General features: G+C 64.2%; 24 protein-coding genes. 3 read left to right on the top strand and 21 right to left on the bottom strand.

Features of this window, described 5'->3' with window-relative positions; all coding sequences use genetic code 11:
* Positions 1-191 precede the first annotated feature (191 nt).
* From J0I79_RS22455 to tesB, 7 genes are all read right to left on the bottom strand, one after another.
* Positions 192-998, bottom strand: a complete 807-nt coding sequence (locus tag J0I79_RS22455; protein ID WP_292864138.1) for an exodeoxyribonuclease III — start codon at positions 996-998, stop codon at positions 192-194.
* A 120-nt stretch (positions 999-1,118) separates the two neighbouring features.
* On the bottom strand, positions 1,119-1,799 hold the full coding sequence (locus tag J0I79_RS22450) for an outer membrane lipoprotein carrier protein LolA (protein ID WP_292864160.1): 681 nt from the start codon (positions 1,797-1,799) through the stop codon (positions 1,119-1,121).
* A 133-nt stretch (positions 1,800-1,932) separates the two neighbouring features.
* Positions 1,933-4,596, bottom strand: a complete 2,664-nt coding sequence (locus J0I79_RS22445) for a DNA translocase FtsK (RefSeq protein ID WP_292864135.1) — start codon at positions 4,594-4,596, stop codon at positions 1,933-1,935.
* A 209-nt stretch (positions 4,597-4,805) separates the two neighbouring features.
* A complete protein-coding gene (locus J0I79_RS22440) occupies positions 4,806-5,084 on the bottom strand; it encodes a hypothetical protein (RefSeq protein WP_292864132.1) in 279 nt (92 codons plus the stop codon).
* Positions 5,085-5,379: 295 nt separating this feature from the next.
* Positions 5,380-6,567, bottom strand: a complete 1,188-nt coding sequence (locus J0I79_RS22435; RefSeq protein ID WP_292864157.1) for an ammonium transporter — start codon at positions 6,565-6,567, stop codon at positions 5,380-5,382.
* Positions 6,568-6,760: 193 nt separating this feature from the next.
* Positions 6,761-7,099, bottom strand: a complete 339-nt coding sequence (locus tag J0I79_RS22430) for a P-II family nitrogen regulator (protein ID WP_137930438.1) — start codon at positions 7,097-7,099, stop codon at positions 6,761-6,763.
* Positions 7,100-7,335: 236 nt separating this feature from the next.
* Positions 7,336-8,196 (bottom strand): acyl-CoA thioesterase II, encoded by an 861-nt coding sequence (gene tesB / locus J0I79_RS22425; protein WP_292864127.1) that lies wholly within the window; start codon positions 8,194-8,196, stop codon positions 7,336-7,338.
* Between the two features lie 113 nt (positions 8,197-8,309).
* Between tesB and J0I79_RS22420 the strand changes: the two genes are divergently transcribed.
* Positions 8,310-9,569 carry a ubiquinone biosynthesis hydroxylase gene (locus tag J0I79_RS22420; RefSeq protein ID WP_292864124.1) on the top strand — a complete coding sequence of 420 codons (1,260 nt, stop codon included), beginning with the start codon at positions 8,310-8,312 and terminating at the stop codon, positions 9,567-9,569.
* Positions 9,570-9,623: 54 nt separating this feature from the next.
* On the opposite strand, the gene J0I79_RS22415 is transcribed toward J0I79_RS22420, so the two are convergent.
* The 3 genes from J0I79_RS22415 to J0I79_RS22405 form a co-directional block, all read right to left on the bottom strand.
* A complete protein-coding gene (locus tag J0I79_RS22415) occupies positions 9,624-10,154 on the bottom strand; it encodes a hypothetical protein (RefSeq protein WP_292864121.1) in 531 nt (176 codons plus the stop codon).
* A gap of 161 nt (positions 10,155-10,315) precedes the next feature.
* On the bottom strand, positions 10,316-10,672 hold the full coding sequence (locus tag J0I79_RS22410; RefSeq protein WP_292864118.1) for a YciI family protein: 357 nt from the start codon (positions 10,670-10,672) through the stop codon (positions 10,316-10,318).
* A complete protein-coding gene (locus J0I79_RS22405; RefSeq protein WP_292864115.1) occupies positions 10,669-10,890 on the bottom strand; it encodes a hypothetical protein in 222 nt (73 codons plus the stop codon). Before J0I79_RS22405 ends, J0I79_RS22410 begins: the two co-directional genes overlap by 4 nt.
* 214 nt (positions 10,891-11,104) lie before the next feature.
* Here J0I79_RS22405 and J0I79_RS22400 point away from each other — a divergent pair, with 214 nt between their 5' ends.
* Entirely contained in the window at positions 11,105-11,530 is a 426-nt protein-coding gene (locus J0I79_RS22400) for an OsmC family protein (protein WP_292864112.1), read from the top strand.
* A gap of 186 nt (positions 11,531-11,716) precedes the next feature.
* On the opposite strand, the gene J0I79_RS22395 is transcribed toward J0I79_RS22400, so the two are convergent.
* The 8 genes from J0I79_RS22395 to J0I79_RS22360 form a co-directional block, all read right to left on the bottom strand.
* Positions 11,717-12,346, bottom strand: coding sequence for a DUF480 domain-containing protein (locus J0I79_RS22395; protein ID WP_292864110.1), 630 nt, complete (start codon positions 12,344-12,346; stop codon positions 11,717-11,719).
* Between the two features lie 251 nt (positions 12,347-12,597).
* Positions 12,598-14,217, bottom strand: a complete 1,620-nt coding sequence (locus tag J0I79_RS22390) for an LTA synthase family protein (protein WP_292864107.1) — start codon at positions 14,215-14,217, stop codon at positions 12,598-12,600.
* Between the two features lie 459 nt (positions 14,218-14,676).
* Positions 14,677-15,456 carry a succinate dehydrogenase iron-sulfur subunit gene (locus J0I79_RS22385; RefSeq protein WP_137930427.1) on the bottom strand — a complete coding sequence of 260 codons (780 nt, stop codon included), beginning with the start codon at positions 15,454-15,456 and terminating at the stop codon, positions 14,677-14,679.
* Positions 15,456-15,893: a DUF3052 domain-containing protein gene (locus J0I79_RS22380; protein WP_292864101.1), complete on the bottom strand. Its 438-nt coding sequence runs from the start codon at positions 15,891-15,893 to the stop codon at positions 15,456-15,458. Before J0I79_RS22380 ends, J0I79_RS22385 begins: the two co-directional genes overlap by 1 nt.
* 1 nt (position 15,894) lies before the next feature.
* Positions 15,895-17,730: a succinate dehydrogenase flavoprotein subunit gene (sdhA, locus tag J0I79_RS22375; protein ID WP_292864098.1), complete on the bottom strand. Its 1,836-nt coding sequence runs from the start codon at positions 17,728-17,730 to the stop codon at positions 15,895-15,897.
* Position 17,731: 1 nt separating this feature from the next.
* Positions 17,732-18,130, bottom strand: coding sequence for a succinate dehydrogenase, hydrophobic membrane anchor protein (sdhD, locus tag J0I79_RS22370; protein WP_140735279.1), 399 nt, complete (start codon positions 18,128-18,130; stop codon positions 17,732-17,734).
* Position 18,131: 1 nt separating this feature from the next.
* Entirely contained in the window at positions 18,132-18,545 is a 414-nt protein-coding gene (gene sdhC / locus J0I79_RS22365) for a succinate dehydrogenase, cytochrome b556 subunit (protein WP_292864090.1), read from the bottom strand.
* Positions 18,546-18,801: 256 nt separating this feature from the next.
* Positions 18,802-19,242 (bottom strand): hypothetical protein, encoded by a 441-nt coding sequence (locus J0I79_RS22360; RefSeq protein ID WP_292864087.1) that lies wholly within the window; start codon positions 19,240-19,242, stop codon positions 18,802-18,804.
* A gap of 259 nt (positions 19,243-19,501) precedes the next feature.
* Between J0I79_RS22360 and J0I79_RS22355 the strand changes: the two genes are divergently transcribed.
* Positions 19,502-19,861: a hypothetical protein gene (locus tag J0I79_RS22355; RefSeq protein ID WP_292864084.1), complete on the top strand. Its 360-nt coding sequence runs from the start codon at positions 19,502-19,504 to the stop codon at positions 19,859-19,861.
* A gap of 52 nt (positions 19,862-19,913) precedes the next feature.
* On the opposite strand, the gene J0I79_RS22350 is transcribed toward J0I79_RS22355, so the two are convergent.
* The 3 genes from J0I79_RS22350 to leuC all read right to left on the bottom strand — a co-directional run.
* Positions 19,914-21,119, bottom strand: a complete 1,206-nt coding sequence (locus tag J0I79_RS22350; RefSeq protein WP_292864081.1) for a GGDEF domain-containing protein — start codon at positions 21,117-21,119, stop codon at positions 19,914-19,916.
* 65 nt (positions 21,120-21,184) lie between these two features.
* Complete coding sequence (locus tag J0I79_RS22345) at positions 21,185-22,381, bottom strand: GGDEF domain-containing protein (RefSeq protein ID WP_292864079.1); 1,197 nt, start codon at positions 22,379-22,381, stop codon at positions 21,185-21,187.
* 220 nt (positions 22,382-22,601) lie between these two features.
* On the bottom strand, positions 22,602-23,802 hold a 1,201-nt coding region (leuC, locus tag J0I79_RS22340; protein ID WP_292864077.1), incomplete at its 5' end, for a 3-isopropylmalate dehydratase large subunit.

Genomic DNA, 23,802 nt, shown 5'->3' with positions numbered 1-23,802 from the left:
CCCCTCTGTCCTACCGGACATCTCCCCCACGAGGGGGGAGATTGGGTGTTGTCCCGGCTTTCGCCAATCACTGATGTTGCAAGATCGAGCGGAGCGCCAAGTCTGCCGATCTCCCCCCTTGTGGGGGAGATGTCCGGCAGGACAGGGGGGGCGCGAAGGATCTCGACAGACCGTCTTTTAGCGGCGACCCCTCAGTCGAGATCGAAGCGCGCGATGACAGGCACATGGTCCGATGGCCGGTCCCAGCCGCGCGCCGCCTTCAGGATCTCGTAGCCGGCGAAGGCGCCGACAAGGTTGGGCGAAGACCAGACATGGTCGAGCCGCCGGCCCCGGTTCGAGGCTTCCCAGTCCTGCGCGCGATAGCTCCACCAGGTGTAGAGCTTCTGCTCGGGCGGCACATTGAGCCGCATGAGGTCGACCCAGCCGCCGCCGAGCCGCATAGCCTCGAAACTCTGCGTCTCGACAGGCGTGTGGCTGACGACGTTGAGCAGTTGCTTATGCGACCAGACATCGTGTTCGAGCGGCGCGATGTTGAGGTCGCCGACCAGCACCGAAGCCGATACCTCGCCATGCTCGGCGCGGATGGCGTTCATCTCGGCGACGAAATCGAGCTTGTGCCTGAACTTCTTGTTGATTTCGGGATCCGGCTCGTCGCCGCCGGCCGGTACGTAGAAATTGTGCAGCAGGATCGTCTTGCCGCCGGCCCGGACCGTCACCGACAGATGCCGGCTGTCGTCGATCTCGCAGAAGCGCCGCTTCTCGACCAGTTCGATCGGCCGCCGCGCCACGGTGGCGACGCCGTGGTAGCCCTTCTGGCCATGAAAGGCGATGTGCTGATAGCCCAGCTTGCGGAACGCCTTCTCGGGAAACAGTTCGTCGGGGACTTTCGTCTCCTGCAGGCACAGCACATCGGGTGCGTATTCATCGAGCAGCCGCTCGATGATCGGCATGCGCAGACGAACCGAGTTGATGTTCCAGGTGGCGATGGAAAAGGGCATGCGGCGGGTCCGGCGATAGGTCGCCGAACTACTGCCAGCCGCGCGCCGGAAACACAAGCAGCGTGATCGGCCTCACGGCCCCTCTCAAGCGCGGGTCCTGACAAAACCGGGTAAGGAAGCTTACCGGGTCTTCGTGTTCAGCTCGCGATTGGCCGTATAGTCGATGGCGAACGTGTCGGGAGCGAAGCTGACGCCTTCTTTGACGTTGTAGATCATCACCGTCGTGTCCTTGCCCTGCGCATCGGTGATGGTCCACTGGCGCAGTTCATAGGTCTTGGGATCGAACATCATCGTGATCTTCGAATTGCCGAAGACCGATTTGTCCGCCAGCTGGATCGTGGTGAGATCGCTCTCTTCCTTGATGCTCTGGACGCGGCCACCGGAGAGGTCGATCCTGTCGTCGAGCAAGAGCTTCAGCGGCGTCTTCGACAGCGGATAGAGATCCGATGTATTCAGCTTCTTGTTGAGGATGACCACCGACTTGCCATCGGAAATTACCCGAAAATTCGACGATCCGTCATAGTTGAAACGAATCTTGCCCGGCCGTTCGAGGAAGAATTTGCCGCCGGTCTGCTGGTTGTTGGGCGCGAACTGCACGAATTCGCCGCTCATCGATTTGACCGAGGAGAAATGGTCGGCGATCTTCTGCGCCGCCGGCGGCACGGCTGCCTGCGCCGAGGCCAGCAACTGGAATCCGGGCACCACATTGATGGCGGCTGCCCCCGCGACGACAAGCCCGAGGCCGAGGAATTGCCGCCGTGTGGGAGCAAAATCGCCGAGCGTTGAAGACTGGTTTTTCATGTCGGTCACTCTCTTGGTGATTCCTGTATCCGCCGCTGTCCTGGACCCCCAGTTGGGCTGAAGTTTGGCGGCGGCGACGCCGCTCCGTCGCTTCAACGCGCCGGATCGTTCAAGGTTGCCGCCGGCCTCGCCATCAGAACTTGTCCTCTTCGGTCGGCACCAGGATTTCGCGTTTTCCCGCATGGTTGGCCGGGCCGACAATGCCTTCCTTTTCCATCTTCTCGATGATCGAGGCAGCCCTGTTGTAACCGATGCCGAGCCGGCGCTGGATGTAGCTGGTCGAGGCCTTGCCGTCGCGCAGCACCACGGCCACCGCCTGGTCGTACGGATCGTCGGAATCCTCGAAATTGCCGCCGCCACCGCCACCCGAGCCGCCCTTGCCCGAAGGTTCGTCGTCCTCCTCGTCGTCATCCTCGGTGATGGCGTCGAGATATTCCGGCACGCCTTGCAGCTTCAGATGGCCGACGACCTTCTCGACCTCGTCGTCGGAAACGAAAGGACCGTGCACGCGTTGGATGCGGCCGCCGCCGGCCATGTAGAGCATGTCGCCCATGCCGAGCAGCTGCTCGGCGCCCTGTTCGCCCAGAATGGTACGGCTGTCGATCTTCGACGTCACCTGGAAGGAGATGCGGGTCGGGAAGTTGGCTTTGATCGTGCCGGTGATGACGTCGACCGACGGGCGTTGCGTCGCCATGATGACGTGGATGCCGGCCGCGCGCGCCATCTGCGCCAGGCGCTGCACGGCGCCTTCGATATCCTTGCCGGCGACCATCATCAGGTCGGCCATTTCGTCGATGATGACGACGATATAGGGCATCGGCTCGAGATCGAGATTCTCCGTCTCGTAGATCGCCTCGCCGGTCTGGCGGTCGAAGCCGGTCTGCACGGTGCGCGATATTCTTTCGCCCTTCTTCTCCGCCTGGCTGACCCGAGCGTTGAAGCCGTCGATATTGCGCACGCCGACCTTGGACATCTTGCGGTAGCGGTCCTCCATCTCGCGCACGGTCCATTTCAGCGCCACGACGGCCTTCTTCGGATCGGTGACGACGGGGGTGAGCAGATGCGGGATGCCGTCATAGACGGAAAGTTCGAGCATTTTCGGGTCGATCATGATCAGCCGGCACTCCTGCGGGGTGAGCCGGTAGAGCAGCGACAGGATCATGGTGTTGATGGCGACCGACTTGCCCGAGCCGGTGGTGCCGGCGACCAGCACGTGCGGCATCTTGGCGATATCGACGATTACGGCCTCGCCGTTGATGGTCTTGCCCAGCGCCAGCGCCAGCTTCGCCTTGGTCGTCTCGAAGTCGCGGCTGGCCATGATTTCGCGCAGGTAGACCGTTTCGCGCTTGGCATTGGGCAGTTCGATGCCGATGGCGTTACGGCCCGGCACCACGGCGACGCGGCAGGCGATGGCGCTCATCGACCGGGCGATGTCGTCGGAGAGGCCGATGACGCGCGACGATTTGATGCCGGGCGCCGGTTCGAGTTCGTAGAGGGTGACCACCGGGCCGGGACGCACCGCGATGATCTCGCCCTTGACGCCGAAGTCCTCCAGCACGCCTTCGAGCAGCCTCGCGTTCTGTTCCAGCGCATCCTTCGACAGGCTCGGGTCCTTCGCCACATTCTTCGGTTCGGACAGGAAATGCAGCGACGGCATCTCGAACTTGTCGGAGCCGATCAGCGATGTCTGCGCCTCGCGCTGGACGCGGGCGCCGGGGGCCGGGCGCGGCGCCGGGGCGGCAACGCGGGTGGCGGCGTCGGAGCGGAACTGTTGCACTTTGGCCGTCGGCGCCCGACGCTGGACCGGTTCGTCGTCGAGATCGATATCCTCCTCACCATCGAAACGATCGCCGAAGACATCGTCGTCGTCCGGATCGACTGACGCGCTGCGGTCGTTGACCATGGCGGCGAAGAATTCCGGCTCGACGCGGGCGCGGCCGTCCTGGCTCATGCGGCTCTCGGCGAACTCGGCCGATTCGACCCGTTCGGCGGCGCGGCGCCAGCCGCTGGCGCGCGGCTCCATCTCCGGCTCGTATTCGTCGCGCTCCTGCCTGCGGCGCACCGCGCGCCGGTGCATCCAGGCACGGAACGAGAGCCACCAATGGGTGATGGCGCCGAGCGCCAATATGCCTTCGTCGCCCTCGTCCTCGTCATTCTCGAACAGAAGCTCGTCCTCGCGCGGGTCGGCGGCGGCCGGTTCTTCCATGACCGCGAAGCCGTTCTTGCGGCCGATCAGCGCCGAACCGTAGGCGAACAGCCACAGCGTCGGAGCCGCCAGCAGCACGGCAAGCACGCTGGCGATCAGTCCGGTCGGATAGCCGCCGATGAGGACACCGGGAATCTTGAGCACCATGTCGCCGAAGACGCCGCCAAGGCCGGTCGGCAGCGGCCAGGTCTTGGGCGGAACGATGCAGCCGGCCATCGCCGCGGCCAGCAGCGCGAAACCGAACCAGAACAATCCGCGCTTGGGCAGCCTGTCGACGCCGCGCGCCGAAAACAGGAGGTACCCCCAGATGACGGCCGGCACCAGCGCCGCGACGGCGGCAAGCCCGAAGAACTGCATGGCGAGGTCGGAGAACACGGCTCCGGCATAACCCATGGCGTTGGTCACGGGATTGGCTGTGGCATGCGAGAAGCTCGGATCGGCGACGTTCCAGGTTGCCAGGCTGGCGACCCCGAAGGCGACGAAGGCAAACAGCCCGGCGCCGACCAGCCGGCCGGCCTGGCGCCGCGCGAAAGCCTGTATGCCGTGCCCCGTGTCGGTCAGCGCGAGCGGTGCTGAAGCCCCTGAACGCATGCCTCTTCCTCGTCTGTGCGTGCCTGGCCCGAGCGCACGACGCACTCCGGCAGATTCGGATGCCAGACTATGCGTGGGAAGGTTAAGGGCGCATTAACTATAAGGCTGCGGCGCGCGCTCCCGCACGCGGATTGCATGGCCAACGATGCATGGCGCGAAAATGGCGGGCCGCCCGGCCCGCCATCCGTACGTCGGAGCGAAACGGGCTGTTACTTGTTGGCGCCGCCCAGCTTGTTCAGATTGCCGCAGAATTCGGCATGGGCCTTGCTCATCGCCGCGTCCTGGCACTCCTTCATCATGGCGTCCTGCTTCTCCTTCGGCATCGCCATGAAGGCCGCCTTGAAATCTTCCATCGGCTTCATGGTCTTCATGCTGGAATCGGTGAAGAACGGCGCCATGTTGTCAGGGTCGTCGAGCGCGCCCGCAAGTGCAACGCCGCTGACCATGGAAAGAGCGAGTGCCCCGAGGAAGATATTCTTGATATTCATCTGCTGGTTCCTTCCCTTGTTGTTTCGATCGCCAAAACGACGACCGTGACAACAGTTCGGGACTGGCCCCGGCGATGTTTCATCCCCACGGGATCAAGTGAATGTGATCGATGCGGAGACTTCAAAAAAAGAGGCCCGGATCGCTCCGGGCCTCAATGCGTGAGCTCCTTTCGAGAGCGTCACGACGGGATTGGGTTTTCAGGGCAATCCGCCGACGGTGGTTTCCATAGGGACTGCCCGGATATGGGGGGGACCGGCGGGAGGAGGGTTCCGCCGGCCCATGGCCAAGCCTGCCTTACGGCACCACTTCGCCATGCTGGGAAATGTCGAGGCCCTCGACTTCTTCCTGTGTCGTCGGACGCAGGCCGACCAGCGCCTTGACGATGTAGAGGATCACGAAGGTGGCGATCGCGGTCCAGGCGATGGTGAAGATGATGCCGTAGAACTGGGTGACTACCGAGGCGCCCTTGCCGAGCGCGTTGATCGCCGGATCGGCGAGCGCGCCGGTCAGCAGCGCTCCGACCACACCGCCGACACCATGCACGCCGAAGGCATCGAGCGAGTCGTCATAGCCGAGAGCGTGCTTGACCTTGACCGCCGAGAGGTAGCAGACCACACCCGCGACGATGCCGACGATGAAGGCGCCGGTCGGGTTGACGAAGCCGGAAGCCGGCGTCACCGCGACGAGACCGGCCACCGCGCCGGAGATGATGCCGAGCACCGAAGGCTTCTTGGCGACGATCCATTCGGCGAACATCCAGGCAAGCGCCGCCGCGGCGGTCGCGACCTGCGTGTTCATCATGGCCGCGCCGGCAACGCCGTCGGCCGCAAGTTCCGAACCGGCGTTGAAGCCGAACCAGCCGACCCACAGCAGCGAGGCGCCGATCACCGAATAGACCAGGTTATGCGGCGCCATGTTGGTGGTGCCGTAGCCTTCGCGCTTGCCCAGGACCAGCGCGCAGACCAGGCCGGCGACACCGGCGTTGATGTGGACGACCGTGCCGCCGGCGAAGTCGAGAACGCCCCACGAGCCCAGGAAGCCGCCGCCCCACACCCAATGGGCGATCGGCGCGTAGACGAACAGCAGCCAGAGCGTCATGAAGATCAGCAACGCCGAGAATTTCATGCGCTCGGCGAAGGCGCCCGCAATCAGCGCCGGCGTGATGATGGCAAACGTCATCTGGAACATGGAGAAGACGAACTCAGGAATGTTCGCCACCCCCGGCGCCCACAGCGTCGAGACCGTGATGCCATGATGGAAGAATTTCGAGAAGCCGCCGATATAGTTGTTCAGGCCGGCCGAATCATTGGTGGAGAAGGCGAGCGAATAGCCGAACATGAACCACAGCACCGTCACCAGACAGGTGATGGCGAAGCTCTGCATGATGGTGGCGAGCACGTTCTTCTTGCGCACCATGCCGCCATAGAACAGCGCCAGGCCGGGGATGGTCATCATCAGCACCAGCGCCGTGGACGTCAGCATCCAGGCGGTGTTGCCGGTGTCCAGCACGGGGGCGGGCGTAGCGGCCGGCGCGGCCGCGGCAGCTTCCTGCGCGAAGGCGGCGACGCTGCCCAATGCCGCGAGAGCGAGCGAGCCCAGAAGGGCAGCCCGTCCCGTAGTCTTCAAGGTGGAAGGAATATTCATTGAACTCTCCATTGGAATACGTGTTCGCCGCTTAGAGCGCGTCGGAGTCGGTTTCGCCGGTACGGATGCGCACCGCCTGGTCGATGCCGAAAACGAAGATCTTGCCGTCGCCGATCTGGCCGGTCTTGGCGGCCGCGGTGATGGCCTCGACGGCCTTGTCGACCATGTCCGCGCCGACCGCGACCTCGATCTTGATCTTCGGCAGGAAGCTGACCGCGTATTCCGCCCCGCGATAGATTTCCGTATGCCCCTTCTGACGCCCGTAGCCTTTGACTTCGGTGACGGTCAGGCCCTGGATGCCGACGGCGGTAAGCGCTTCGCGCACCTCGTCGAGCTTGAACGGCTTGATGATTGCCATCACGATTTTCATAAGGTTTCACCCTTTGCTGTTGCGGTCCCCCGCGTTTGCACGACTGCACCGATCCCAAGGAGCCGGAGAGTGCTCCAAAGGATTCAAGCTCCGTGCCAGATGCCGAAGCGGCGTGTTAACCTGTTGTAAACAAAGGGAATGAGGTGGCCGAGGCCGGCCAGCGCCAGGGCCCGCGGCTCAACGCGCGCTTAAAAATTATGCAATTTTTCTGAAATGCCTAATTCGCCGGCTTCTGCTCAACGCTTGAGCCGGATGAGGCCTTCCTGGGCCATCGAGGCGATCAGCGTGCCGTCGCGGGCATAGAGCGTTCCGCGGCTGAAACCGCGCGATCCCGAGCTCGACGGGCTATCCTGCGCGTAGAGCAGCCAGCCGTCGAGTGGATGCGGCCGGTGGAACCACATCGAATGGTCGAGGCTCGCCGCCTGGATGTCGGGATCGAACAGGCCGCGCCCATGCGCGAAGGTCGAGGTGTCGAGCAGCGTCATGTCGGAGAGATAGGCCAGCAGCACCGACTGCAGCGCGCGGTCGTCGGGAACGGGTCCGGCAAGGCGGATCCAGACATTCTGGCGCGGCGGCAGCTTGTCGCGGCTCTCATAGTGCTGGAGGTTGACGGGCCGCAGTTCCAGCGGCCGCTCCCGCGCCCAGAAGCGGCGGACCGCTTCCGGCACCCGGTCGGCGGTTTCGAGCAGCTGGCGCTGCGTCTTCAGCCCTTCCGGCGGCGGCACGTCGTCAGGCAGCGCGAACTGGTGTTCGAGACCCTTTTCGTCGACCTGGAACGAGGCTTCGAGCGAAAAGATCGCCTGGCCGTGCTGGATCGCCAGCACCCGCCGCGTGGTGAAGGAGCCGCCGTCGCGGATGCGGTCGACTTCGTAGATGATAGGCACCTTGATGTCGCCCGGCCGCATGAAATAGCCGTGCAGGGAATGGACGAAGCGGTCCGGCTCCACCGTCCGCTGCGCCGCCACCAGCGCCTGGGCGATCGTCTGCCCGCCGAACACACGCTGCCACTCCACCTGGGGGCTGCGACCACGATACAGATTGTGTTCCAGCCTCTCGAGGTCGAGAATGCGCAGAAGCTCGTCGATCGCCGCCGTCATGTTTTGTGACCTCGCCGCAAAATTGCTATGGCGGTTTCCGACAGGACGGACGAGCCGTCAAGGGCGCAGGTCCGAACGGCACGGCCAGGGCGGTTGACAGAGGAGCCAGGACGATGGAACGCAAGGCACACGCCAAGACCGGAGCCGGGCTCGATGTGCTGATCGCCGGCGCCGGCTACGTCGGGCTGGCCGCCGCCGTGTCGCTGAAGCAGGCCCGCCCGGGCCTTGCCGTGGCGCTGGTCGATGCGGCGCCCTCCGGCGCCTGGCAGCGGGACGGCCGCGCCTCGGCGATTGCCGCCGCCGCCTGCCGCATGCTCGACCAGCTCGGTGTCTGGGCCGAGATCGCGCCCCAGGCGCAGGCAATCACCGAGATGATCATCACCGATTCGCGCAGCGCCGATCCCGTGCGTCCGGTCTTCTTGACGTTCGGCGGCGAGGTCGCGCCGGGCGAACCTTTCGCACATATGGTCGCCAACCGGGCGCTGAACGGCGCCTTGCGCACAAGAGCCGAAAAGCTCGGCATCGACATCATCGAAGGCATCGCCGTGCAGGGTTTCGAGACCAGCGGCGCCGGCCTCACGGTGCATCTGGCCGACGGCGCCGCGCTGACGGCAAGGCTTCTGGTCGCCGCCGACGGCGTCAATTCGAAACTGCGCGACATGGCCGGCATCAAGACGGTCAAGTGGGAGTATGGCCAGTCCGGCATCGTCTGCACGGTCGCCCATGAGCGCCCGCACAATGGCCGCGCCGAGGAGCATTTCCTGCCGGCCGGTCCCTTCGCCACCTTGCCGCTGAAATCCGGCGAGGACGGCACCAACCGGTCCTCCATCGTCTGGGTCGAGCGCGCCGAAGACGCCAAGGCGCTGGTCGAAGGCGACGATCTCGTCTTCGAGCACGAACTCGAACAGCGCTTCGGCCTGCAGCTTGGAGAAATCCGCGTCGCCGACAAGCCGCGCGCCTGGCCGCTCGGCCTGACCATCGCGCGCGCCTTCGTCGCGCCACGCGTGGCGCTCGCCGGCGATGCCGCCCACGGCATCCACCCGATCGCCGGCCAGGGCCTCAATCTCGGCTTCAAGGATGTGGCGGCTCTTGCCGAGGTGATCGTCGAAGCCGACCGGCTCGGCCAGGACATCGGCGCGCTCGATGTGCTCGAGCGCTACCAGCAATGGCGCCGCTTCGACACCGTGCAGATGGGCGTCACGACGGATGTGCTGAACCGGCTGTTTTCCAACGACATCGCCCCGCTGCGCGCCGTGCGCGACATCGGCCTCGGCCTGGTCGAGCGCATGCCGCGCCTGAAGGACTTCTTCATCCGCCAGGCCTCGGGCCTGTCCGCCGGCACGCCGAGGCTGCTGAAAGGCGAGGCGATCTGAGAGTGTCCGGCTCCGAGATTAGCCGGTACGCAGCGGCTTCAGCCAATTCCGAACTCAGTTCACCTCGAAACCCAGCTTCTGCCGCAGCCTCAGCATCCGCTGGTCGGCAATCTTGAGACGCTGCTCGCCGCTCTGCGCCACCCGGTTGACCATCTGCAGAAGGTCTTCCCTTTCATGCGGGTCGAGGCGTTCGCGCAGGAACGGCGCCAGCTTGTCGATGACGATGGTGGTGTCGTCGATCTGCGAGGCCGCCCACTTGGCGTAGACGACGGCCTCGTCGGTCTTCTTCGGCCCGTCCGCGATCTGCGAAATCACGTCGCGGATCACCGCCTCGCGCTGCGGCAGGACGGGTCCGTCCTCGGAGACGATCGAAGTGATCAGCGTCGCGGCGGCCACGACGGGATCGTCGATCGCCGTCAGGGGCGACAACGCGGCCTGCTTGCGCAGCTTCTTGCGCCTGATGTTGCCCTGCACGCGCCCGACGACGTCGGCGACCTCGCGCGCGGCGTCGTTCATGGCCTTCATCCGGTACCACCAGAACGCCGCCGCGCCCAACGCGCCAAGGATAGCAATCAGGAAAGGCATATCGAAATCCCCTCAAAATCGCTGCGACGATAGGAGAACCCTGGCCTTGCTTCAACACGCAAGAGTTGCCTTGCGTGAAGAAAATTCAATTCCCGGCTGGTGAAGTTTAGGCGGATAAACAAGCCTGATTTTGCCGGGCGCGGCGGCCGAGCTTGAGCCTCTTATGACCCCGGTATGTCGTAGACCGCCCTCACCTCGACCGTGCCGATCTCCGCCAGCGGGATGCCGGCGGCGATGTCGAGCGCTTCATCGAGCGTGCCGGCCTCGACCATGATGAAGCCGAGCAATTGCTCCTTGGTTTCGGCGAACGGTCCATCGGTGACAAGGCGCTTGCCGCCGCGCCGGCGCACCGTCCTGGCCGATGTCACCGATTGCAGCGCCTCGGCGACGATCAGCTTGCCCTGCTGGTCCAGTGTCCTGTCATAGGCCAGCGAATCGGCGTTGAGCTTGGCGCCTCTCTCGGCGGTAAGTGCGTAGAGATCCTTTTCCTCTCCATAGACCAGGCAGACATATTTCATTTCGGGCTCCCTTGCTGCGATGAACCATAGGATGCGGTGACGGGGGTGTCAGCCTTGTCGGCGGCCGCGTGCTCGAGAAGACAGGCCAGGGCTCCGATGATGGCGAGCGCGGCCAGAAGACGGTGAAGGCCGGAGGCCGGCGTATCGAGCCAGAAGTCTTGCCTTCGCCCGGCCCTTCGGCCCGGCCTTTGCCAAAGGGTAAAAAACAGATCGTCCATGAAAACCTCCATCCGGCCACCGATGACATGGCCAAACGCAGGACGGCCGGGCCGGATGGAAGTCGACATTTTTGTACGGTTATTTTTTCGGCCCGCACTGCGCTGTCATCACCGCGTGGTGCAAACAGCGCAGTGGTCTTCGCGACCGCCCGCGCTATAGTTGACCCGACGCCGGGCTCCCCCGGACAAGGTCATGACAACCAAGGAGGACTCCATGGACCGCACCGCAAACGCCGTCTGGAAAGGCAATCTCACCGAGGGCAAGGGCACGCTCGACACGCAGAGCGGCGCCCTGAAAGGCGCGCCCTATTCCTTCAAGATGCGCTTCCAGGACGAGACCGGCAAATCCGGCACCAATCCGGAAGAGCTGATCGCGGCCGCTCATGCCGGCTGCTACGCCATGCAGCTCTCGCACTTTCTGGCCGAAAACGGCACGCCGGCGGCCGAGCTCGACGCCAAGGCGGTGGTGACGCTGGTGCCCGGCACCGGCATCACCGGCAGCGCCATCACGCTGGTCGGCAAGGTGCCCGGCATCAATGCCGCGAAGTTCAAGGAACTGGCCGAGAAGGCCAAGGCCGAATGCCCGGTGTCGAAAGCGCTGGGTGCGATCAAGGTGTCGCTCGACGCCAAGTTGGGGTGATTAGCGTTTCTATCTGAGGGGCAGCGATCCTTCGCCCCCCTCTCTGATCAGATGTCATGCCGGCTTTCGCAAATCACCAACTTTGCAAGAGAAGCGCCAGCGCTGGAACCGCCAATCTCCCCCCTTGAGGGGGAGATGTCCGGCAGGACAGAGAGGGGGGCCTCGCGCCGACGTCTCCGTTGACTGTTAAGCGCCCAGCGCGTCGAGCCGAGCTCGAAGGGCCGCGACTTCCTGCTCCAGCGCTTCCAGTTTCGCTTCGAGATCGGAAGAAGGCATCGATATCGCGCTCCGTTGAACCGCCATTGCGGCAACGTCCACCGGCCCACTCAAGAGATGCACGTAGCGGTCCTCGCGCTGGCCCGGGCCGCGCGGGATTTCCTGGACCAGCGGCGGCCGGCGGCCGATCAGCATGTCGAGTTCGCCGCGCAGGTCCTCGATCGAGGAGAACCGCGCCATGCGCTCAGCTCGCGCCAGAAGCTCATGCGCCGTTTGCGGCCCGCGCAACAGCAGCAGGCCAAGCAGGGCCGATTGTGGCGTGGTCAGCGAGAAGCGCTGCGCCATCTGATGCTCATAGCGCTCCACGCGGGAAGCAAACATCTGCCGCACCAGCCCCTTTTGCTCGAGCAGCTTGAGCGCCCGGTGCACCTCGGTCTGTTCAAGTGCCATCACCGGCTCGCGCGCCGTCTTCTGGTTGGCCGCGGCAAGCGCGGCGTTGAGCGTCAGCGGATAGACGTCCGGCGTCAGTTCCTTCTTCTCGATCAGGCAGCCGAGTATCCGCGCTTCGGCTGGAGACAGGACAGGAAGGTCTTCGCTCATCGGTTTCAGTCCTTTCCGGTCTTTCGGGACAGTGTCCGTGCTATCCTGCGCGACATCTTCCGTGGGAGACACCGGCAGCTTCGTCGATCGAGCCCATTTAGAGCAATTCCGGGACAAGTGCGAAGCGGTGAATTGCCCCAATATGGTGGCAATTGCCTGACAGGCGCGAAGGTTCGATACCTGCGCGCATGAAACGCGGCGGCTACATCCGGCGCTTCCGCATCATTTTCGGGTTCTGGCTTACCCGTGCGTCACCGCGCATCAGCCGCCGGACCCGTCGGCACGGCCTTCGGCTGCCAGAACGACCTGACGAGCACATCCTCGGCATAGATCGCATCATCGAATCGGGCTTCGCCGAAAGCGCTGGCCAGCGTCGGCCGGTCCGACAGCAGCGACACGCCGAAGCCCGCCTGGTCGTTCGGGAGCGATACATCGAGCGCGTCCAGTATGGTGGGGAATATGTCTATCGTGCCCGAAAGCCCGGTATGGGTGCTGGCCGGAATGCCGTCTCCGGAGACGGAGAAATAGTTGCGCCGCTCATACCTGTTCAAGCGATCCGTCACGGTGCTCGGCGCGCTGAGGTGGTCGCTCTGCAGCACCAGGACGGTATCGTCCATCAGGCCCTCGGCCTCGGCCTTATGGATGAAGTCCGCAATGAGCATGTTGGTGCACTTCACCGCATGCAGAATATTGGGAACTTGCGGAGACAGCCCGGTCTTGCCGATGCATTTGCCGGTCAGATAGCCATCCATGGCATGGCCGCCGCTGACGGCGATCGTCAGCGCGAACGGCTTGCCATCTTGGCCTGCGCGCCGCAGAACGTCCAGGCTCATGTCCAGGACCTGGGCGTCGTCGGCGCCGAACGCACTGCCCGGGCCACCGACGGCGGCCACCACCTCGGGACCGCCGAACAGCGACGAATAGCCATGCGAGGCATAGAACGACCCCTGACCGGTAAAGCCGAGCGGCCAGCCGGAGACGAAGCTCTGCTGGTAGCCGCGCGCCTTCAGGACATCGCCCAGGCAGGTGAGGCCCGGCAGGAATTGCGGGTGCTCCTCCAAATACTGGCGGGTCGTGAAATAGGTTATGAGCAACGGCGCCCCGCAATTCGCGGCCACCATCCCGGCGATCGAGTTGTTGGTGTAGGCGAGCTGCACCATGTTGGCCGCCGAAAGGCCACGCCTGTCGAATTCGAGCAGCGGATCCATGACGTCGCCGAACTCCGCCTTGTTCATGTAGGTGCGCTCGGCGCTCTCGATGAAGATATGGACCAGGTTCTTGGGTGCCGCGGCCACGCTGTCCGGCTTTGTCAGCGCGGTGATGTCGACGAACTGCGTGGACAGAAAATCATGCAGCGGGTTCGGATGGATCGCCGCGGAGATCGGACGCGTCAGCATCGGGTTCGCGGCCAGGAAGAACGCCATCAAGGCGACGTCCAGTCCTCTCGTCAGCGTGCCGCGCGCCTTCAGCGCGCCAAGACCGAAAAGAACGACCGCGATGATCAATATCGTGCCGCCGGTGTTCCTGAGATACTCAAAGACGACACCGGGCGTCAGCATGCCCGCATCCGCATGCATGAGCATGGCGCCCCAGTCGAAATAGCCGAAGGCACGTTCGAGGTAGACATAGACAAGAAAGAAAAAGCAGGGAACGAGCGAGAGGTAGAGTTTGAACCACCTGCTCTGATCCGCCTTCCTGCCCCGGAAGCTGTCCAACAAGAGGAGCGCGATCAGAACTCCGAGGCCGAGGGCCGCAAGCAGTTCTCTCTCTTCAAGATAGATCAACGACACGAGCCAGGTGAGCGATCCCACTGTCGCGGCGCTGACCAACAGGCCGGACATCCAGTAACGGTTCGCAATGAAGCCGCGCATGACCTTGTACTCGAAGTATGATCCGGGAAATCGATAGCCGAGCGCACTTAAAACTATACTAAGGCAATGCTGCGAGATTTAGCGTGTTTCTCGGCCTAGTACTTGCGCAATTGCTAATATTCGTCGTCAACAAGTGCCGGCACTTTCGGCGATCGGCATACCTCGCCGGGTCACCTGATGCTTGCGCGTCAACGGATTTAGCTTTGGAGAAGATAGGAAGGGCTTCGCTCATCGGATTAAAACGAAGCAGGCGGGATAGCGCCCCCCTCTGTCCTGCCGGACATCTCCCCCACAACGGGGGAGATCGGATGTCACGACTGCTTTCGCCAATCGCCTATATTTCAAGAGAATCGAGGCTGATGAAGTTGCCAATCTCCCTCCTTGTGGGGGAGATGTCCGGCAGGACAGAGGGGGGCGCGAAGGATCGCCGCCTTTGCGACTGCTGCGAAAGAACCCCGCCTAGACCCGTCTCTCCACCATCATCTTCTTGATCTCCGCGATCGCCTTGGCCGGATTCAGCCCCTTGGGGCAGGTCTGCGCGCAGTTCATGATCGTGTGGCAGCGGTAAAGCCTGAACGGGTCTTCCAGATTGTCGAGCCTTTCGCCCTTGGCCTCGTCGCGGCTGTCGATCAGCCAGCGATAGGCCTGCAGCAATGTAGCCGGGCCGAGATACCGGTCGCCGTTCCACCAGTAGCTCGGGCAGGAGGTGGAGCAGCAGGCGCACAGGATGCATTCGTAGAGCCCGTCGAGCTTCTCGCGGTCCTCATGGCTCTGCAGCCATTCCTTGGCGGGCGTCGGCGAGACCGTCTGCAGCCAGGGCTGGATCGAGGCGTGCTGGGCGTAGAAATTGGTGAGGTCGGGCACCAGGTCCTTGATGACGGGCATGTGCGGCAGCGGGTAGACCTTGACCGCGCCGGAAATGTCGTCGCAGCCCTTGGTGCAGGCCAGCGTGTTTGAGCCGTCGATGTTCATGGCGCAGGAGCCGCAAATGCCCTCGCGGCAGGAACGGCGCAGCGTCAGCGTTGGGTCGATCTTGTTCTTGATCCACAACAGCGCGTCGAGCACCATCGGCCCGCAATCGTCCATGTCGACGAAATAGGTGTCGATGCGCGGGTTCTCGTCATCGTCCGGCGACCAGCGGTAGATGCGATATTCACGCAGATTGGTCGCGCCTTCCGGCTTCGGCCAGGTCTTGCCCTGCTGGACCTTCGAATTCTTGGGAAGCGTGAGTTCGACCATTACCTCAGGTCCTTTCGGATGACGAGCTTCAGCCCGGACCAGATTTCGTTCACGGCGGCAACTTTCACATCGACGAGGTCCAGCTTCAGCGCTTCGGCGCGGACAACACCCTCGGTGACGTCGGTGGCCACCTTCGAGGCCTTCTTCGGCCAGGAGACCCAGACCATGCCGTCGCGCTTGATCGCCGCCTCGACATCGCCGAGGCGATCCTCGATCTCGGCGCGCTGCCGGGTGAAGGCATGCACGGCATCGTATTTCTGGCGGGCACCCGAAATGCCCGCCCAGTCGGCAAGCCGGTCGACGCCTGCGAAATCCACGGCGCCTGCCAGATCGTCCAGTTCCGGCGGCAACGCGATGAAAGCAGCGGTCATCCCGTCCTTCAGGCCGAGCTTGGCCGGAAGGGGCGTGCCGGAATATCCCGCTGCCGCCAGTGCCATCTCAATACACCCGGGCCTTCGGCGCGATCTTGGCCAGGCTGATGCCGCCGTCTTTTTCGGCGAGCAACGGTTCGGTGTGAACGGGCCGGTAGCTCAGCGTCACCTTGCCGTCCTCGCTGAGCCGGGCCAGCGTGTGCTTGCGCCAGTTGGTGTCGTCGCGGGCCGAGAAATCCTCGCGCGCGTGCGCCCCGCGGCTCTCCTTGCGCGCTTCGGCGCCGTAGACGGTGGTGATGGCGTTGGCCATCAGGTTTTCCAGCTCCAGCGTCTCGACGAGATCGGAATTCCAGATCATCGAACGGTCGGAGACCTTGATGTCCTTCAGCTCGCCCCAGATTTCAGAGATGCGCTTGCAGCCGTTCTCCAGCGATTCCTGGGTGCGGAACACGGCGGCGTCTTCCTGCATGGCCTTCTGCATCTTCTCACGCAGCACCGCCGTCGGCGTCGAGCCGTTGGCATGGCGCAGCTTGTCGAAGCGATCCATGATCTTCTCGACCGAGGCCTCGTTGGGCGAAGGGATGGCCGACTTGCGGTCGATGACCTGGCCGGCGCGGATCGCCGCGGCGCGGCCGAAGACGACGAGATCGATGAGCGAGTTGGAGCCGAGCCGGTTGGCGCCGTGCACGGAAGCGCAGCCGGCCTCGCCCACTGCCATCAGACCGGGCGACACCTTGTCCGGATCCTTCGCCGTCGGGTTCAGCACCTCGCCCCAGTAATTGGTCGGCACGCCGCCCATATTGTAGTGTACCGTCGGCAGCACCGGGATCGGCTCCTTGGTCAGGTCGACGCCGGCGAAGATCTTGGCCGATTCCGAAATGCCGGGCAGCCGCTCGTGCAGCACGGCCGGATCGAGATGGTCGAGATGCAGGAAGATGTGGTCCTTCTTCTTGCCGACGCCGCGCCCCTCGCGGATTTCCAGCGTCATGCAGCGCGAGACGACGTCGCGCGAGGCAAGGTCCTTGGCCGACGGCGCGTAGCGCTCCATGAAGCGCTCGCCTTCGGAATTGACGAGATAGCCGCCCTCGCCGCGCGCGCCCTCGGTGATCAGGCACCCGGCGCCGTAGATACCAGTCGGATGGAACTGCACGAATTCCATGTCCTGCAGCGGAAACCCGGCCCGGGCGGCCATGCCGCCGCCGTCGCCGGTGCAGGTGTGCGCCGAGGTCGCCGAGAAATAGGCGCGGCCGTAGCCGCCGGTCGCCAGCACCACCATCTTGGCCGAGAAGCGGTGGATGGTGCCGTCATCGAGGTTCCAGGCGACGACGCCGGTGCAGGTGCCGTCCGGCTCCATGATCAGGTCGAGCGCGAAATACTCGATGAAGAACTGCGCGTTGTTCTTCAGTGACTGGCCGTAGAGCGTGTGCAGGATCGCGTGGCCGGTGCGGTCGGCGGCGGCGCAGGTGCGCTGCACGGGCGGGCCGTCGCCGTAGTTGATCATGTGGCCGCCGAACGGCCGCTGATAAATCTTGCCTTCCTCGGTGCGCGAGAACGGCACGCCGTAGTGCTCGAGCTCATAGACCGCCGCGGGCGCTTCGCGCACCAGATATTCCATGGCGTCGACATCGCCCAGCCAGTCCGACCCCTTGACGGTGTCATACATGTGCCACTGCCAGGAATCGGGGCCCATGTTGGAGAGCGAGGCGGCGATGCCGCCCTGCGCGGCCACGGTGTGCGAACGCGTCGGGAAAACCTTGGTGATGCAGGCGGTGCGCAGGCCCTGTTCGGCCATGCCGAGCGTGGCGCGCAAGCCGGCGCCGCCGGCGCCGACCACCACCACGTCGAACTTGTGGTCGACAAAGGTATAGCCTGCCGTGTTGGCTGATTTCGCGTCCTTGGCCAACTCAGCCTCCGAATGCCAGCTTGAGCAGGGCGAAGATCGAGGCGACGCCGACCGCTACGGTGAAAAATGTGCTGAGCGCGATCGTCAGCAGCTTGAGACCTTCGCTGGTCACGTAGTCCTCGATGATCACCTGCATGCCGAGCCGCATATGGTAGAGCCCGGAAATCAGGAAAAGGATCATCACCAGCGCCACGAAGGGATTGGCGAGCGCAGCCCGCACCTCTGCGTAGCCGGCGCCGTTGAGCGCGATCAGGAACCCGACGAAGAACAGCGTCAGCGGAATGTTGGCGAGCGCCGTCAGCCGCTGGCGCCAGAAATGCTGCGTGCCCTCATGGGACGAGCCGAGGCCGCGGACCCTGGCCAGAGGCGTGCGCATGTCGGTGTTGCTCTTGCCGCTCATGTCAGGCACCCCGCGCCATATAGCCGGCGATCCAGATCAGGATCGTCAGCAGGATCGAGCCGGCAAGCGTCGCCCAGGCGATCTTGGTGGCGGTGTGTTTTTCGAGGCCGGCTCCGGTGTCCCACACCAGATGGCGGATGCCGCCCAGCATGTGGTGCATCAGCGCCCAGGTATAGCCGAACAGGACGAGCCGGCCGAGCCAGGTGCCGAACGCCCAGTTGACCCAGTCGAAGGTCGCCTGCGAGCTTGCAGCAGCCATCAGCCACACGGCGACCAGCAGCGTGCCGAAATAGAGCGCGCCGCCGGTAATGCGATGGATGATCGACATCGTCATCGTGATCGGCGGGCGATATATCGTCAGATGCGGCGAAAGCGGCCGTTCGCGTCTGGCTTGGGTGGCTGGTGATTTGCTCATGGCTGCCCCAGTTCGGCGTCTCCCGCCTCATGTGGAATTGCGGCATTGCCGCTTCCGGTTGCGACTTCGGACAGCCGGTTTCTAATGCTCTTTTTGCACCGCGTCAAAGCCAGAAAACCGTTTCGAAAACGTAATTTAGTCTGACTAAAAGGCAGGTCCGGGCTTCAATCGATTAGGGGTCGGCGGCCTGAAGCCGGCTCGATATCGCTGCAGTGCAACATGTCTGGCCGGGGCGCCGCCCGTGTCGAGATTTGCGTCAGCGGGTGCAGGTCTGCGGCGTCGATCCCTTCTTCATCACCAGCGCCTCGCGCCCGTCGATCACGATTGCGTCATGCGTCACAGCTTCCTGGTAGCGGCTGTTCTGGTTGGCTGGTGACGCCGCGAACTCCTCGGTCGAGCCGTCGGCCCCGACCACACGCAGCGACGTGCCGAGATTCTGGATGGTGATCGTGCCGTTGCTGCCGCATCTGTAGGCCGCCGTGCCCAAGGCGGGCCGCGGCGCGGTAAGGTCGGTGGTGGTCTTTGTTGCCGGTGCCGGGGTCGTGGATGCCGGTGCCGCCACGCTCGCGCCGGACTGCTGGGCGGGCGCCGGTGAGACGGTGCTGGCCGCTTTCGGCGTGCCATCCTGCGGCACACAGGCAGCAACGACAACGAGCAACGGAAAAACGGACACCCCAACCGTCCAGCGTAACGCCATATGCTGTCCTCCCGCGCGGCAACTAGCCACGATGCTGCGCCAAGATCAAGGTTGCCTCGACGTTACCTTTGGATCCATTCGGAGCCGGCCGCGATGGTGCGGCCAAGGATGGCCGAATGATGGCCATCGGGTTTTCCCTTCCAGTCGGAAATTAACCATGTTTGACGAGACATCGCCGCGCAACGCGCCAGCCTCTTAACAAAGGTTAAGAAAAGGTTAATTTCTGATTCGAGGAGGCTCCTCGAAGAAGGAAGAAACCATGCGTTCGAACTCTGGCAGATCGCGTCTCACGGCGCTCATGATGGCAACTGCAGCCGCGGCTGGCCTTGCGTCGCCCGCGCTCGCTGGCCATCAGGACCGTGTCTATGCCGATTCCTTCGGCAATCTCGTCATCGACAGCGCCGCCGGCTACAAGCGCATCATCGTCGGCGAAGGCAAACTCGCCAAGCAGCTGTCCGCCTACACCAGCGCCGGCCAGCCCAGGGTGATCTACCAGAACGAGGCCGATGAGATATCCGGTTACAGCGATTGCTATCGGCCGCCGGTGTTCGTGAAGGGCCGCAGCTACATGTACGGCCTGTCCGACGGCGAGATGCCGGAACTCAGCCCCTGCCGTTGAGACAGCGCCGCGTCGGTCAGGTCCGTTGCGGACTGATGACCCGGCGTTGCGGTTACGATCTCCGTCCCGCCGCGATTGGAGCAATTTCGGCCAGGGTTGGCCCGGCGGAAACGCGCACGCAATCGCGTCCGCCGTTCTTGGCCTGGTAGAGGGCTCCGTCGGCACGCCGCATCAGCCCGGAAAAGACCTCGCCGGCATGAAGCTCGGCGACTCCGAAACTCGCCGTACAGCGGCTTTCCGCCGGCAGTCCCTCGATGGGCAGCGCGCCGAAGGCGCTGCGCGTGCCTTCGGCGAACAGCCGGGCGGCCGCAAGATTGGTCCCTGTCAGGATGATGGCGAACTCCTCGCCACCGATGCGGCCGGCGGCGTGATGGCCGGCGGCCGCCTCCCTCAGCAGGCCGGCGAATGTTTCGATCACCCGGTCGCCCGCCGCATGGCCGAAACTGTCGTTGATGGCCTTGAAGTGATCGAGATCGGCGATGACCAGCGTCACCGGCACGCCCTGCCGCGCCGCGCCAAGCACCGCCAGTTCCGCCTGGCGGGTGAAGCCGCCACGGTTGAGCAGCCCCGAAAGCGTATCCATCTCCGATTTCGATGTCATTTCGGCAAGCACATCACGAACCAGGATGGCCAGGATGACTAGCGCCAGCGCCAGGCCAAACACCGTGCCGAGGGACTGCGACACCAGCGCATAGCTGCTCTGCAGATAGGCCTGCGGATTGGCGCCCCATCCGCCGAGCGCATGCGCGATGAATGGTTTCGAAGCGAACTGCAGGGCGCTCGCGGCGAGCACGACCATCAGCATGCGGTCGAGAAGGGCGAGCCTCTGCCTGGACGACCAGACGATGGCCAGCCCGGCAAACTGCATGGCGGCGTACGGAAGCTGGTAGGCCATCATGCGGGCGAGCGACTGGCGCGGCAGGTCCTGCACGGCATAGACCGCGATGGTGGTGACGGCGAGGAAGAACAGCATCGGCGCCCATGGCGGCGCGACGCCATATTTGTGGGCAAGCCCAGCATTGAAGGCGATGGTGGCGCCAAGAAAGACAGCGAAGGCGGCAACCACGGCCGGCCGCGCGTCGTCGAAGGCGGGGATGCCGAACTCGATGGCGAAATAGGCCATGCCGAGCACATAGCCCGATGCCAGCCAGCGCGCCGGCGCCCGGCCGGCATCATGGAAGGCGACAGCCATGAAGGCCGCCGCCAGGAGGCCGGCGACCGACAGGTTGATCAGCAATATGAAATTGGCGCCGCTCATCTCTTCTCGCATCCCGTGCCGCACCTAAGCATCGACGGGCGAAAAAGACGTTAACGAAGGCGCGGTCAGCCGGCCTTGAGCTGCTCCGGCACGAACATGGTTTCCGGTCTTTCATAGGACAGGCGCACGCTGTCGCGACCGTTCTTCTTGGCCTTGTAGAGCGCGTCGTCGGCCCGGCGCATCAGGGGCTCCAGCGCCTCCTCGCCGCTGCGAGCCGCGACGCCGAAGCTGGCGGTGACCTTGGTGCCGGCAGGAAGCCCGTCGACACTGCCGGCCGAATAGAGCGCGCGCACGGCTTCCGCGAACAGCCGCGCGGCCGCGAGGTCCGTCAACGGCAGGAGCACCGCGAACTCCTCGCCGCCGATGCGCCCCGCAGCACCCCTGGCGCCGGTGGCCGCGCGCAGCTTGCCGGCGAAATCGGCGATCACGCGGTCACCGGCGGCATGCCCGTGCAGATCGTTCAGCGCCTTGAAATGATCGAGGTCGGCCAGGACCAGCGCCACCGGGAACTTTGCCGCGGCGCAGCGCCGCAGCAAAAGTTCCGCCCGCTCCTCGAAGCCGCGCCGGTTGAGCAGGCCCGACAGCGGGTCGGTGTGGGTCTCGGTCTTCAGCGCCCTCATCACGTCGAGCGCGGCTGCGGTGAACAGGGAGAGCGCGATCAGCAGCGACAGCAGCGCGTGCGTCAGCAGCGCCGTCGTCCAGTAGGACGAGTTGTAGAAGCCGTCATAGCCGACGAAGGGCCCGTGCACGATGACGACGGCAAGCGTGCGGACGAAGAAGTTGATGCTCGACAGCAGCGACAGCAGGAACAGGATGTTTCCCGTCGGCCCGTTGTGGCGCACGGGCCGCAATTCGGCGGCGACGAGCAGGCTGAGGCCGCCGAAGGCGAAGTTTATCGCCAGGATGCGCCAGGTGAGATCCGGGTCGATGAACAGGAACCAGGAGAACGACACCAGGCCGCCGCCGGCCAGCACGCAGATGCCAAGATAGGGCACCTGCCTGCCATAGCGGGCGATGATGGCGCCGGACAGACACGAACCGGCAATGGTGAAGAAGATGTTGGAAATGAGCTTGGTCAGCGCCATGCCGATGGGCAAGGTGAAATACTGGAAGAGGAAGCCCGGCGCCGAGATGCAGTAGCTCATCCCCAGCACCGCGATATAAGGGCGGTGGCGCTGATGGAACCACAGCACGAGGAACGCCGCGCCGAGGGCCAGCGCGATCGTCGGATTGAGCAGCGCTATGAACAGACCGGTGTCCAAAGGACCGTGACTTCCCCTCACTTACGTCGGGGAAGACCATAGGACGCAAGCCCAAACAAGCGGTTAAGCAGACGCGAATATGCGGGGCAAATCTCGCCGAAAAGCAACCCTGCGAGGGTTTTTGCGAGATTTGCGAGCAAGCTGCGAACAAGAAAAACCCGAACCGCATCGCGGTCCGGGTTTGACGTCCATAGGCATGGGAAACGGCCCGGGGCCGATCCTATTTCCAGTCGCGGATATCGACGAAATGGCCGGCGATCGCCGCCGCCGCCGCCATCGCCGGCGACACCAGATGGGTGCGGCCCTTGAAGCCCTGCCGGCCCTCGAAATTGCGGTTCGAGGTCGAGGCGCAGCGTTCATGCGGCTTCAGCCGGTCGTCGTTCATGGCCAGGCACATCGAGCAACCCGGCTCGCGCCAGTCGAAGCCGGCGGCGAGGAAGATCTTGTCGAGGCCCTCGGCTTCCGCCTGCTCCTTGACCAGGCCGGAACCCGGCACGATCATGGCGTTGACGCGCGGATTGACGGTCTTGCCCTCGACCACTGCCGCTACGGCGCGCAGGTCCTCGATACGGCCATTGGTGCAGGAGCCGATGAAGACGCGGTCGAGCGCGATGTCGGTGATTTTTGTTCCCGGCGTCAGGCCCATATAGTCGAGCGCGCGGATCTTCGACGTGCGCTTGTTCTCGTCGGTGATCTCTTCGGGATTGGGCACCACGCCCTGAACCGAGACGACGTCCTCGGGCGAGGAGCCCCAGGAGACGATCGGCGGCAGCTTGGCCGCGTCGAGCACGATCACCTTGTCGAAATGCGCGCCTTCGTCGGTCTGCAGCGTCTTCCAGTAGGCGATCGCCGCATCCCAGGCCGCGCCCTTGGGCGCGCGCGGCTTGTCCTTGACATAGGCGAAGGTCGTCTCGTCCGGCGCGATCAGGCCGGCGCGCGCGCCGCCCTCGATCGACATGTTGCAGATCGTCATGCGGCCTTCCATCGACAGCGAACGGATCGCCTCGCCGGCATATTCGATGACGTAGCCGGTGCCGCCGGCGGTGCCGATCTCGCCGATGATGGCGAGAATTATGTCCTTGGCGGTGACGCCTTCAGGCAACTGGCCGTCAACGCGCACCAGCATGTTCTTGGCCTTGCGCTGGATCAGCGTCTGGGTGGCCAGCACGTGCTCGACCTCCGACGTGCCGATGCCGTGCGCCAGCGCCCCGAAGGCGCCATGCGTCGAGGTGTGGCTGTCGCCGCACACGATCGTCATGCCGGGCAGGGTGAAGCCCTGCTCCGGTCCGATGATGTGGACGATGCCCTGGCGGATATCGTTCTCGGAATAGTATTCGATGCCGAAATCCTTGGCGTTCTTGGCCAGCGCCTCGACCTGGATGCGGCTTTCATCGTTCTTGATACCGAACTTGCGCTCGGGC

It is taken from the genome of Mesorhizobium sp. (assembly GCF_017306585.1).
Classification (GTDB): Bacteria; Pseudomonadota; Alphaproteobacteria; order Rhizobiales; family Rhizobiaceae; genus Mesorhizobium.
The sequence above is the reverse complement of the archived record's forward strand: the minus strand, read 5'-3'. Positions and strand labels throughout refer to the sequence as shown.